Raw genomic sequence first — 12,169 nt, forward strand, 5'->3', positions numbered from 1 at the left:
CGGTCAGCCGAGGGCCGCCAGCCGGGCGGCGCCGACCAGTCCGGCCGCACCGCCGAGTTCGGCGGGCACCACCCGCAGACCGACCAGGAAGTCCAGCCTGGCGTACTCGGCCAGCTTCGCCCGCAAGGGGTCGAAGAGCAGCCGGCCGGAGTTCGCGACTCCTCCCCCGATGACGACGATATCCAGGTCGCAGACCGCGCCGACCGAGGCGATCATCGCCGCGAGCGCGGTAGCTCCCCGGCGGAACGCCCGAGTGGCGACGGCCTCACCCGCCGCCGCCGCGGCGGCCAGGTCCCGGGCGCCCGCGGCGGGCGGCGCGGACCAACCGTTTGCCCGCGCCCAACGCACCATCGACGGTCCGGACGCGATGGTCTCGACGCAGCCGCGACCGCCGCACACGCAGGGCGGCCCCTCGTCCTCCACCACCACGTGCCCGACGTGGCCGGCATTGCCGGTGCGGCCGGTGTAGGGGACGCCGCCGAGCACCAATCCGCCGCCCACACCGGTGGACACCACCATGCCCAGCAGGAAATCGGCGCCGCGACCCGCGCCGCGCCAATGCTCACCCAGCGCCATGCACAACCCGTCGCCGCCGAGCCGTACCGGCACACCCGGCACGGCGGCGGCCACCCTGTCGCGCAGCGGAAAGCCTTGCCAGCCCTTGATGTTGATGGGGCTGACGGTTCCGCGGCGCAGGTCGATGGGGCCGGCTGAACCGATGCCCACGGCGGCGACCGCACCGTCGGCCGCGCGCAGCGCGTCGGCGATGGCCGCGTCGACCGCCGCCCAGACCTCGTCCGCTCCGCCGCCGGCCGGCGTGGGCCGGATGACGGTGTGCACCAGCGCGCCATCGGGATCGACGAGGCCGGCGGCGATCTTGGTGCCGCCGATGTCCAGACAAAGGGTGAGCATCGCGATCAGTGCCGATGGACGTTGTCGGGTTGGCGGGGGTCGCCGGGATGCTCGTAGCCGGGAGCGAGCCGCACCAGCTCGGCGCGCCGCGCGTCCAGCCAGACCCGGAAGGCGCGCCGCCGCGCGGCGCCCCGCAGCCGGTCGGCGATCGCCGGCCGGACGTCGTCCAGCGGCGGGCCGACCGGTGCGGGGACCCGCCAGCCGTGCTGCTCGTGACGCGGTTCGGCGAACCGGAGCGGGTTGCGGGCGTGGTAGGCGGCCACCTCCTCGTCGGTGACGCTCGCCGCGGCGGTGATGTCGGCGAAGAGCGCTCGCGCACGCGCGTCGGCCAGCGCGGCCGCGGCGATGCTGCCGAGCTCCAGCCGGGCCGTCGCGTCGGGCAGCAGTTCGGCCTCGCTCGGCGCACCCGCCCCGGTCAGGCCGCGCGCGTCGGCCTCGGCCGCGACAACCCGCCCGGTCACGATCAGCTGGGTCAGCCAGCGCCGCAGTTGACGCCCCTCCGCGGTGCCGCCGGCCGGGAGCGCGGCCGCGGCCCGCCCGCCGCGCAGCCGCGCCTCGGCCGCGTCGACCTCGTCGACAAGCACCGGAACGCCGGCCACCGTCGCGACCACGCTCATGTCACCGTCACCCGTATCGCCGGGGTGTAGACCAGCCGGCCGGCGCAGCCGAACCGGACCAGGGCCCACCACTCGCCGCGGTCCAGCCCGGCCGGCGGGCTCACGTCGAAGTGAACGTCAACGGTGCCGTGGGCGGGCAGCACGGCACCCACCGCGGCGGGGCCCAGCCACTCCCACGTGCCCCACGGGCTGATCAGGTGCGCCTCGAGCGCCAGGTCCGCCCCGGCGTGGGTGCCGACCCTTACGCTCAGCGCCGCCGTACCGCCGGCGGTCACCTCGACGTCAGCCGGCCCGTCGACCAGGTAGACCGGCTGCGCCTCGTGGCACGCGCCGACCTCGACCAGGCAGACATCCTCGACCGTCTGTCGCCACGCGGGCGGGACGTCTTCCCCGCCGATGCGGAGCTGGGCGCGGACCGGGTACAGCCCCGGCTGGGCGTGGGCGGGCACCGACACCGCCACGTCGGTCTCGCGGTATTCGCCGCTGCGCAGTGTCAGGGGGAGCTCGTCGGGCTTGGCCGACCAGCCCTGCGGACACACCAGGGTGACCGCCCCGGTCAGGGTCGTGTCGCTGCAGTCGCTGGCCGCCGTGAGGCGCAGCATGACCTCGCCGCCGGGCTCGGCGGCCACCCGCGCGGGATGCAGATGAGCGACGGCCGGCAGCCCGCCGAGCGGCGCGGGGCCCCGGTTGTGCAGCCAGTAGCGCGCGTACAACGGCTGCGCGGTTTCGGCCTGCGGGGCCAGCGCGCCCGAACCCGTCCGCACGGGGGGCGCTCGGAATCGGGCCAGCACGGTGGCCACCTGATAGCCGTGCAGGTCGAGCGGCCGGCTGCCGGCGCGCGGCGATTCGAGTAGGTCGGCGTCGCGGAAGTCGCTCACCTCGCCGATGTCCGAACCGATCACCACGCTGGTTGGCGACCCCGTCGTCTCCACGAGTCGCAGGGCCACCGCGCTCGGGGCGACGGGCCGGGCGCTGCCCGCCGTGAGCGGGTTGCCGGCCGCCTTGAGCGCCGCCAGCTGCACCCGGCCGGCGGGCTCGACGCTCAGCAGGGATCCCGCCGCGGGCAACGCGCCCCCCGCCCGGCCGGATGCGCACGCCAGCAGCGGGTGGGAGAACTGTGCGCTGCGGCCGGGGATCTCGGCGCGCCGCCAGTCGCCGGCCCCGCAGACCAGCGCGTAGTCGAAAACGTGTGTCCAGTGCTGCAGTTGAAAGTTCGAGCCGTCCGGGGCGGTCCGGCGCGGCTCGTCGATCCAGATGCCCGACGGCCAACCGGTGCAGGACCGCATCAACGCGGTGTGCAGGGTGCCCTCGGCGTCGACGGCGAAGCTGGGCACGCCCCGGTTGAGCAGGGCGACGGTGCGGTCCTCGAATTCGCCGGTTCCCGCCGGCGCGCGCTGCGTGACGACGACTTCGGCGTCGCCGAGGTCGTCGGCCACCGACGCGATCTCGGCGGCCAGGCTCTCCGCGTCGCGGCCGGCGATCACCAGCACCGGCAGCGCGTCCGGCGCGCGCAGATCGGCGCTCGGCACCCACACCGCGGCCAACGGCGTCGCGGCCGGCACCCAGACCCTGGCCCGTCCCGTCGTCGCCAACTGGCGGTCGAGGTCTTCCGCGTACACCGGGTCCGCCTGCGCCAGCACCGCCTTGGTGAACGCGTTGCGGGCCGGTCCGCCCAGCGCGATGCGCACATCGGGCAGGTTCGAATCGACGTCGAGGTGGCCGTAGCGCTGCTTGTCCGCGCCGCTGCAGGTCGCCGTCACCCCGGCGCGGACCAGCGCAACCATCAGCTCGCGCGCGAGCGGACCGGACACCGCCTCGTCCGGCGACACCACCTCGGCCACCGAGATCGCGCGCACGGCTTGGCTGTGCGGCGAGCCCACCCGCACGCGCGCCGCCGAGGACAGGCCGAACCAGCCGTAGGCGGGGTTGTCCAGCGTCCACGGGTGCCGCGCGGTGTCCACCGATTCGGTCCCGTCGTGCAGCAACCCGAAACCCCGCCCCACGACGGCGTCACCGACCTCGCTGACCGGCATGGCGCCCGGCAGCGGGCACGGCCAGCGCAGCCGCACCAGGCGGTCGGCCCCGGTGAATTCGTCGATGGTGGTGCGGCAGTCCACCCGCGGCACCCCGCGCCACAGCGTCAGAGTCTGGGTGTAGCGCGCCACCGTGTCGATCCGCCCGGTGACGACGATCCGCTGCCCCAGCGGGCCGTGGTAGGTCCGCGCCCGCGCCGGTGAATCCGACGAGCAGACCACCGGCCCCTTGGGCAGCAGGTGCCACGGGCCCTCGGCCTGCGTCGGGTGCGCCGCGTATTCCTCGTAGACCGCGAGCTCGTTGCCCACCCGGCCCTCGGCGACCAGCTCGCGGCCGTCCGCGACCAGGGACACGACTCCCCCGCCGCGCGCCGGGTCGACCTCCAAGCGGTAGTGCTCGTTCGCGATCGCCGAGCCCGCCACGGGTTGCCAGCCGCTCGGGCCGTCATCGGGAACCAGCCGGTAGGCCCGCCACCCCATCGACGGCACCTCCCGCGCCAGCCAGGTGACCGACCGGCCGCCGTGCTCGACGTGCGCGGGCGACTCGGCACCGTCGGCGTCCAGCACCCGGACCCCGCCCGCGAGCGGCGCGTCGAGCCGCGCGGTGACGACGTCGGTCCGCTTCTGCGCCAGCGGATTCCACACGACGACGTCACCGCCGACCGCGCTGGACAGCAACGCCAGCGAGGCGTCACGCGTCGCTCGGCCCAGCTCCCACGCGTCGCGCCAGCCGGTCAGCAGGTCGAGGTAGACCTGGTCGGATTCCGAGCCGGTGATGCCGTCGTGGTGCGCCCCGTACGCGAGCTGCACCCACGCCTTGGCCAGCGCCGCCTGCGGGTACTCGGCGCCGGCCAACAGCCCGGCGAACACGGCGAACCGCTCGGCCTGCAGGACGGCGTTCTCCGCGGCCCGGTTCGCCTGCTTGGTGTCGATGAAGGACACGTCCTTGCCGGTGTAGATCGGGTTCATGTCCCGGGTCTGCGGCGACGGCGCGCGGCCGCGCTCGGCCAGTCCGGCGCGCACGGCCGCGAAGAACTCCCGCGGCAGCGCGCACACGAAGCGCGGCCAGGTGTAGCGGGCGGCCCAGTCGCGGTGGATGGCGGTCACCCACTTGTTCGGCGGCGTGTAGTCGGTGCCGACGGGCAGCAGCACGTTGCGCGTCAGCGCGACCCTTTTCAGCTGATCGAAGAGCGCAAAGGTGGCATCCTCGGCCTCGGCCACCGACGTGGCCGAGTCCATCCACCAGCCCGCCGAGTAGTGCGCGGGCATGTAGTGGGTGAGCAGCCCGCGGCCCGACGGCGAAATCCACTCGAACTCGCTGCTGAACTGCATCCGCTCGACGTCCCCGCCGCCCAGCGCCGGGCCCCACTGGTGGTGCGGGCCGCGGGCCCACGAGCTCGACGTCAGCCCGGCGTCGGCGGCCAGCCCGGGGAATTGCGGATCGTGGCCGAACACGTCCAGCTGCCAGGCGGTGGCCGGATCGGCGCCCAGCACGTCACGCTGAAAACCGATGCCGTGCACCAGGTTTCGAATGGTTGTTTCCGGGCTGGTCAGGTTGGTGTTGGGTTCGTTGTATGTGCCGCCCATCACCTCGACGCGACCCTGCGCGATGAACCGGCGCAGGTCGGCGCGGTCCTCGGGCCGGGTGTCCCAATAGGGCTTGAGGTAGTCGACCTCGGCCAGCACGAACTTGTACTCGGGCTCGCGGCGGGCCATTTCCAGGTGGGCGTGCACCAGCTCGAAGCCGTTCGTCTGCCGGGCGCGCCCCGGCGGGTCCTCGGTCCACTCGCTGGTGTAGGCGCCCTGGGTGTTCCACCACACCGGGTCGTAGTGGAAGTGGCTGACCATGAACATGGTCCAGCCGGGCTCGGCCACGACGAAGTCGAACGGCAGGGCGGCGCCGGCGGCGTCGACGCGCGCGGCCCGGCGCTCACCGGCGACCGGATCGCGCAGCGCGACCGGGACCTCGACCACCTCGCGGCCGGGCTGCGCGAGCGCCTCCCCGCCCAGCCCGTCGCCGCCGACGCGGACCGGCGTCGGCTCGGCGCACCCGGAGACGGCCACGCGCACCACCTGCAGCGGCGCATCCGGCGGCCCGACGAACAGCTCGGTCGAGAGGGCCGAAACCAGCTGCATCCCCGAACCTTACGGGTGTCACCCCCTGCTGGAAAGCTAGGCGCCATGGCGGACATCACCACCCAACTGGCCGACCAGCTCGACTGGCACTGGCGGGGACACCTGCGCCCTCGGCTGGAAGGCCTGACCGATCACGAGTATTTCTGGCGGCCGGTGCCGAACTGCTGGACGGTACAGCCGGACGGGTCGGTGGACTACACCTACCCGGCCCCCTCCCCGCCGCCGTTCACCACGATCGCCTGGCGCATGGCACACGTCATCGTCGGAGTTTTCGCCATGCGCAACCACAACCACTTCGGTGGCCCGCCCGCCGACTACCTGAGTTGGAACTACGCCACCGACGCCGTCACCGCATTGAGACAGCTCGATGACTGTTACGCCACGTGGATCAACGGAGTGCGGTCGCTCTCGGCGGCGGATCTCAGCCGGCGCTGCGGTCCGGCGGAGGGGCCCTACGCTGAGCACCAGCTGAGCGAGCTCGTCCTGCACATCAACCGGGAAGCGATCCACCACGGCGCCGAGATCGCTTGTCTTCGAGACCTCTACGTCCATCGCCAGATCACCGACCGGAAGGCCTGAGAATGCCCGCTCTTGCCCGGCCCGTAGCCGACGAACGCAGCGCCCTGCGCGAATACCTGGCCTACCACCAAAGCGCGTACTTCGCGGTGTCCTACGGCCTGACCGACGAACAGGCGCGGTCCACCCCCTCGGTCAGCGCGCTGTCGATCGGCGGGCTGATCAAGCACGCCACCGCGATGCAGCGCAGCTGGATGGCGCGGGTCGCCGCCGCACCGGACGCGCCGCCGAAAGACCCTCGCCCGTTCGAGCAGATCACCAAGGAGTTCGCGGATCAGCACGTGATGCGGCCCGACGAGACCCTGGCCGGTCTGCTGCGGGCATTCGAAGAACAGAACGCGACGTCGCTGCGCCTGGCGGAGACCGCGGACCTCGACGCGGCGGTGCCGGTTCCGCAGGACATCCCGTGGTTTCCCAAGGACCAGAAGGCCTGGTCGGTGCGCTGGGTGATCCTCCATGTGATCAACGAGTTGGCCCGGCACGCCGGGCACGCCGACATCATCCGCGAAACCATCGACGGCGCGACCATGTACGAGTTGATCGCGGCGCTGGAGGGCTGGGCGATCCAGGGCTGGGTGCAACCCTGGAGCCCGAGCTAGAGGAATTGGGACTGACTCCGCCGATTTGGCAGACTGCTTTAGATGAGCTCTACCAAACATCGAGACGTGGCCAGGCTTGACCGGGTGCCGCTGCCGGTGGAAGCGGCCCGGGTGGCCGTCACCGGTTGGCAGGTCACCCGCACCGCCGCGCGGATCGTCAGCAAGCTGCCGGGCAAGGGCCCGTGGCAGCAGAAGGCGATCAAGCAGCTCCCGCAGACCTTCGCCGACCTCGGCCCGACGTACGTGAAATTCGGTCAGATCATCGCGTCCAGCCCCGGGGCGTTCGGCGAATCGCTGTCCCGCGAATTCCGCGGCCTGCTCGACCGGGTGCCGCCCGCCGACACCGAAGAGGTGCACAAGCTCCTCGTCGAGGAGCTCGGGGGTGACCCCGCCGACCTGTTCGCCAAGTGGGAGGAGACGCCGTTCGCGTCGGCGTCCATCGCCCAGGTGCATTACGCCACCCTGCACACCGGCGAAGAGGTCGTCGTCAAGATCCAGCGCCCCGGCATTCGCCGCCGGGTCGCCGCCGACCTGCAGATCCTCAAGCGCTTCGCCCAGGCCGTCGAACTGGCAAAGATGGGCCGCCGGCTCTCGGCGCAGGACGTGGTCGCCGACTTCTCCGACAACCTGGCCGAGGAGCTGAACTTCCGGCTGGAGGCGCAGTCGATGGACGCGTGGGTCTCGCACCTGCACGCCTCCCCGCTGGGCCGCAACATCCGGGTGCCGCAGGTGCACTGGGACTTCACCTCCGAGCGGGTGCTGACGATGGAGCGGGTGCAGGGCATCCGCATCGACGACGTCGCCGCCATCCGCAAGGCCGGGTTCGACGGGGTCGAACTGGTGAAGGCGCTGCTGTTCTCGCTTTTCGAGGGTGGGCTGCGGCACGGGCTGTTTCACGGCGACCTGCACGCCGGCAACCTCTACGTCGACGAGGCGGGCCGCATCGTGTTCTTCGACTTCGGGATCATGGGCCGCATCGACCCGCGCACCCGCTGGCTGCTGCGCGAACTGGTGTATGCGTTGCTGGTCAAGAAGGACCACGCCGCCGCGGGCAAGATCGTGGTGCTGATGGGGGCCGTCGGGACCATGAAGCCCGAGGCTCAGGCCGCCAAGGACCTGGAGCGCTTCGCCACCCCGCTGACCATGCAGACGCTGGGCGACCTGTCCTACGCCGACATCGGGCGGCAACTGTCGGCCCTGGCCGACGCCTACGACGTCAAGCTGCCCCGCGAGCTGGTGCTGATCGGCAAGCAGTTCCTCTACGTCGAGCGGTACATGAAGCTGCTCGCCCCCAAGTGGCAGATGATGTCCGACCCGCAGCTGACCGGCTACTTCGCCAACTTCATGGTCGAGGTAAGCCGCGAGCACTCCCCCGATCTGGAGGTGTAGGGGCACTCTGATGCAGATCCGCACCGGGACCGCCACCGTCGGCGACTTGAAGCTCTATTACGAGGACATGGGCGACATCGACGACCCACCCGTGCTGCTGATCATGGGGCTGGGCGCCCAGCTGCTGCTGTGGCGAACCGCTTTCTGCGAGCGGCTGGTCGACCACGGGCTGCGCGTCATCAGGTACGACAACCGGGACGTCGGCCTGTCGAGCAAAACTCAGCACCGCAGCTCGGGGCAGCCGCTGGTGACGCGGCTGGCGCGCTCCTGGCTGGGCCTGCCGAGCGAGGCGGCATACAGGCTCGAGGACATGGCCGACGACGCCGCGGCCGTGCTGGATCACCTGGGCATCGAGCACGCACACGTCGTGGGCGCGTCGATGGGCGGCATGATCGCCCAGATTTTCGCGGCGCGATTCCATGAGCGGACGAGAACCCTCGGGGTCATCTTCTCCAGCAATAACTCGGCCTTCCTGCCACCACCCGGTCCGCGCCAGTTGCTGGCGCTCATCAAGGGGCCGCCGCCGAGCTCGCCGCGCGAGGTGATCGTCGATAACTCCATCCGGGTCAGCAAGATCATCGGCAGCCGGCGCTTTTTGGCTTCCGAGGAGCAACTTCGGGCCGAGGCCATCGAGAGCTACGAACGCAGCTATTACCCCTGGGGCGTCGCCCGGCATTTCGACGCCGTGCTGGGCAGCGGCAGCCTGAGGCGCTACAACCGCCGAACCGCCGCCCCGACCGTGGTGATTCACGGCCGGGCGGACAAGCTGATGCGGCCCTTCGGCGGCCGCGCGGTGGCCAGATCCATCGACGGCGCCCGATTGGTGTTATTCGACGGGATGGGCCATGATCTGCCACAGCAGTTGTGGGATCAGGTGATCGGCGTGTTGGCGGGCAACTTCGCCAGAGCGAACTGAGCCAAAAACACTCGAGAGAAACGCTTCCCCTGCGATCCCAGTCCGTATCGCCGGGTTGTACGGTTGTCCAAGGAGGTGGGTCCACCAATGGCCAAGCTGAAGCCGTATTACGAAGAGTCGCAGGCAACCTACGACATCTCAGACGACTTCTTCGCGCTGTTCCTCGACCCCAACATGGTGTACACCTGCGCGTACTTCGAGAACGACGACATGACGCTGGAAGAGGCGCAGCTCGCCAAGCTCGATCTGGGGCTGGACAAGCTGGAGCTCGAGCCTGGCATGACGGTGCTCGACGTCGGGTGCGGCTGGGGTGGGGCGGTGGTCCGCGCGGTTGAGAAATACGACGTGAACGTCATCGGCATCACGCTGAGCCGCAACCACTATGCGCGCACCAAGGAAAGGCTGGCCGCCATTCCCACGACGCGGCGGGCCGAGGCCCGGCTGCAGGGTTGGGAAGAGTTCGACGAGCAGGTGGATCGGATCATCAGCTTCGAGGCCTTCGACGCGTTCAAGAAGGAACGGTGGCCCGCGTTCTGGGATTGGGCCTATAAGACCCTCCCCGACAACAGCCGGATGATGATGCACAGCATATTCACGTACCCGCAGGCGAACTGGCAGGAGCGCGGCGTCCAAATCACGATGTCGGATCTGCGTTTCTTGCATTTCCTCGGCAAGGAAATCTTCCCCGGCGGGCAGATGTGCGGTGAAGCCGACATCGTCGACTATGCGCAAGCCAGCGGTTTCTCGGTCGAGCAGATCCAATACATGCAGCCGCATTACGCGCGGACCCTGGACATGTGGGCGGCCAACCTGGAGGCCAATCGCGAGCGCGCCATCGCCATCCAGTCCGAAGTGGTCTACGACCGCTTCATGCGCTATCTCACCGGCTGCGCGAACCTGTTCCGCAAGGGCATCTCCAACGTGGCCCAGTACACGCTGACCAAGTAGCGCCCAGCCGCCGGGGCCGACGGTAAAGAAGCGGACCCGTAAAAACTTCGGCGCACGCGCGCAAATGCGGGGTTTTCCATCCCCGGCGGGTAGCGTGCCCCCGGAGATGGCCACCTCTCTGGCGGCCGTCCTCTCGGGAGGACATATGTCTGACAACCCGGCCGGCGCTGTTCGTACGCGCTCCAATTTCGACGACGTACGGGCGCACTACGACCTGTCGAACGAATTCTTCGCGCTCTTCCAGGACGCGACCCGCACCTACAGCTGCGCGTATTTCCCCCGCCAGGACATGACGCTGCAGGAGGCGCAGCTCGCCAAGCTCGACCTGACCCTGGACAAGCTCCGGCTCGAGCCGGGGATGACCCTGCTCGACGTGGGCTGCGGTTGGGGTTCGATGTTGAAACGCGCCGTCGAGCGCTACGACGTCAACGTCATCGGGCTGACCCTGTCCAAAAACCAGCACTCCTATTGCCAACAGGTGCTCGACGGGATCGACACCGGCCGGTCGCGGCGGGCGCTGCTGTGCGACTGGGCCGAGTTCAGCGAACCGGTGGACCGCATCGTCACCATCGAGGCGTTGGAGCACTTCGGCTTTCACCGCTACGACGACTTCTTCAAATTCGCCTATACCGCCCTGCCCCGCAACGGTGTGATGCTGCTGCACTCGATCTCGGCATTGCACGGAAGGCAGGCCATCGAGCGCGGCCTGCCCCTGACGATGGGGGTGGCAAGGTTCATCAAGTTCATCTTGACCGAGATATTTCCGGGCGGCCGGCTGCCGATGATCGAGACCATCGAGGAGCACTCGACGAAGATCGGCTTCCGGGTGACCAACGTCCAGTCGCTGCGGACCGACTTCGCCAGGACCCTCGACCTGTGGGCCGGCGCCCTGCAGGCGCGCCGGGCCGAGGCCATCGACATCCAGTCCGAGGAGGTCTACGAGCGCTACATGAAGTACCTGACCGGCTGCGCCGGGGCCTTCCGCACGGGATACATCGACTGCAACCAATTCACGCTGGAAAAGTAGAGTTGGGTATCGTTGCACGTCACACCCCGAGGCAAAGCCGTGGGAAATACGCAGTGAACTTCATCCAGGAGAACCAGACGAAAATGGCTGATCAACCGGCTAGCCCCACGAAGATACGGACGGCTCCCGAAGACATTCAGGCGCACTACGACGTCTCCGACGACTTCTTCGCCCTGTTCCAGGACCCCACCCGGACCTACAGCTGCGCCTACTTCGAGCGTGACGACATGACGCTGGAAGAGGCCCAGTACGCCAAAATCGACCTGAACCTGGACCAGCTGGACCTCAAGCCGGGGATGACCCTGCTGGACATCGGCTGCGGCTGGGGCACCACCATGAAGCGCGCGGTCGAGCGGTTCGACGTCAACGTCATCGGCCTGACCCTGTCCAAGAACCAGCATGCCCGCTGTGAGCAGGTGTTGGCCTCCATCGACACCAACCGGTCGCGTGAGGTGCGGTTGCAGAACTGGGAGGACTTCAACGAGCCCGTCGACCGCATCGTGTCGATCGAGGCTTTCGAGCACTTCGGGCACGAGAACTACGACGACTTCTTCAAGCGGACCTTCGACATCATGCCCGACGACGGCCGGATGACCGTGCAGAGCAGCGTCAGCTATCACCCGTACGACCTGGCCGCCCGCGGCAAGAAGCTGACATTCGAGACGGCCCGGTTCATCAAGTTCATCCTCACCGAGATCTTCCCGGGTGGCCGGCTGCCCTCCACCCAGATGATGGTCGACCATGGCGAGAAGGCGGGATTCGTTGTACCCGAACCGCTTTCACTGCGACCGCACTACATCAAGACGCTGCACATCTGGGGCGACACACTGGAGTCCAACAAGCAGAAGGCCATCGAGGTCACGTCCGAAGAGGTCTACAACCGCTACATCAAGTACCTGCGCGGCTGCGAGCACTACTTCACCGACGAGGCGCTCGACGTCAGCCTGGTGACGTACCTGAAGCCCGGAGCCGTCAGCTGATTTCTCCGCCGCTGTCGGATTAGGGCTGCGTCGTTC

At 69.5% G+C, this 12,169-nt stretch carries 10 protein-coding genes; 7 read left to right on the plus strand and 3 right to left on the minus strand.

The window, feature by feature from the left end; translation table 11 throughout:
* Positions 1-3 precede the first annotated feature (3 nt).
* From A5756_RS10845 to A5756_RS10855, 3 genes are read right to left on the minus strand one after another with little or no spacing between them, the layout of a single operon-like run.
* The gene (locus A5756_RS10845) at positions 4-912 is read right to left on the minus strand and encodes an ROK family protein (RefSeq protein ID WP_066951976.1); all 909 of its coding nucleotides are present in this window, start codon (positions 910-912) and stop codon (positions 4-6) included.
* 5 nt (positions 913-917) lie between these two features.
* Complete coding sequence (locus tag A5756_RS10850; RefSeq protein ID WP_066951978.1) at positions 918-1,529, minus strand: malonyl CoA-ACP transacylase; 612 nt, start codon at positions 1,527-1,529, stop codon at positions 918-920.
* Positions 1,526-5,698: an NEW3 domain-containing protein gene (locus tag A5756_RS10855; RefSeq protein WP_066951980.1), complete on the minus strand. Its 4,173-nt coding sequence runs from the start codon at positions 5,696-5,698 to the stop codon at positions 1,526-1,528. Before A5756_RS10855 ends, A5756_RS10850 begins: the two co-directional genes overlap by 4 nt.
* 45 nt (positions 5,699-5,743) lie before the next feature.
* On the opposite strand from A5756_RS10855, the gene A5756_RS10860 reads away from it, so the two are divergent.
* The 7 genes from A5756_RS10860 (at position 5,744) to mmaA4 (ending at position 12,133) form a co-directional block, all read left to right on the plus strand.
* Complete coding sequence (locus A5756_RS10860; RefSeq protein WP_066951983.1) at positions 5,744-6,277, plus strand: DinB family protein; 534 nt, start codon at positions 5,744-5,746, stop codon at positions 6,275-6,277.
* 2 nt (positions 6,278-6,279) lie between these two features.
* On the plus strand, positions 6,280-6,873 hold the full coding sequence (locus A5756_RS10865) for a DinB family protein (RefSeq protein ID WP_066951985.1): 594 nt from the start codon (positions 6,280-6,282) through the stop codon (positions 6,871-6,873).
* Positions 6,874-6,915: 42 nt separating this feature from the next.
* Positions 6,916-8,262, plus strand: a complete 1,347-nt coding sequence (locus tag A5756_RS10870) for an AarF/ABC1/UbiB kinase family protein (protein WP_066951987.1) — start codon at positions 6,916-6,918, stop codon at positions 8,260-8,262.
* 10 nt (positions 8,263-8,272) lie between these two features.
* Positions 8,273-9,178 carry an alpha/beta fold hydrolase gene (locus A5756_RS10875; protein WP_066951989.1) on the plus strand — a complete coding sequence of 302 codons (906 nt, stop codon included), beginning with the start codon at positions 8,273-8,275 and terminating at the stop codon, positions 9,176-9,178.
* Positions 9,179-9,265: 87 nt separating this feature from the next.
* Entirely contained in the window at positions 9,266-10,126 is an 861-nt protein-coding gene (locus A5756_RS10880; protein ID WP_066951991.1) for a cyclopropane mycolic acid synthase family methyltransferase, read from the plus strand.
* 145 nt (positions 10,127-10,271) lie between these two features.
* A complete protein-coding gene (locus A5756_RS10885; protein ID WP_066951993.1) occupies positions 10,272-11,153 on the plus strand; it encodes a cyclopropane mycolic acid synthase family methyltransferase in 882 nt (293 codons plus the stop codon).
* An 83-nt stretch (positions 11,154-11,236) separates the two neighbouring features.
* Positions 11,237-12,133, plus strand: a complete 897-nt coding sequence (gene mmaA4, locus A5756_RS10890; protein ID WP_066952057.1) for a hydroxymycolate synthase MmaA4 — start codon at positions 11,237-11,239, stop codon at positions 12,131-12,133.
* Positions 12,134-12,169: the final 36 nt, after the last annotated feature.

Source organism: Mycobacterium sp. 852002-53434_SCH5985345 (genome assembly GCF_001667155.1).
Classification (GTDB): Bacteria; Actinomycetota; Actinomycetes; order Mycobacteriales; family Mycobacteriaceae; genus Mycobacterium.

Bases quoted from the DNA above. Each gene is read 5' to 3' on its own strand.
- A5756_RS10850 (WP_066951978.1), bottom strand. From the start codon at position 1,529: ATGAGCGTGGTCGCGACGGTGGCCGGCGTTCCGGTGCTTGTCGACGAG.
- A5756_RS10845 (WP_066951976.1), bottom strand. From the start codon at position 912: ATGCTCACCCTTTGTCTGGACATCGGCGGCACCAAGATCGCCGCCGGC.
- A5756_RS10855 (WP_066951980.1), bottom strand. From the start codon at position 5,698: ATGCAGCTGGTTTCGGCCCTCTCGACCGAGCTGTTCGTCGGGCCGCCG.
- A5756_RS10870 (WP_066951987.1), top strand. From the start codon at position 6,916: ATGAGCTCTACCAAACATCGAGACGTGGCCAGGCTTGACCGGGTGCCG.
- mmaA4 (WP_066952057.1), top strand. From the start codon at position 11,237: ATGGCTGATCAACCGGCTAGCCCCACGAAGATACGGACGGCTCCCGAA.
- A5756_RS10865 (WP_066951985.1), top strand. From the start codon at position 6,280: ATGCCCGCTCTTGCCCGGCCCGTAGCCGACGAACGCAGCGCCCTGCGC.
- A5756_RS10885 (WP_066951993.1), top strand. From the start codon at position 10,272: ATGTCTGACAACCCGGCCGGCGCTGTTCGTACGCGCTCCAATTTCGAC.
- A5756_RS10875 (WP_066951989.1), top strand. From the start codon at position 8,273: ATGCAGATCCGCACCGGGACCGCCACCGTCGGCGACTTGAAGCTCTAT.
- A5756_RS10880 (WP_066951991.1), top strand. From the start codon at position 9,266: ATGGCCAAGCTGAAGCCGTATTACGAAGAGTCGCAGGCAACCTACGAC.
- A5756_RS10860 (WP_066951983.1), top strand. From the start codon at position 5,744: ATGGCGGACATCACCACCCAACTGGCCGACCAGCTCGACTGGCACTGG.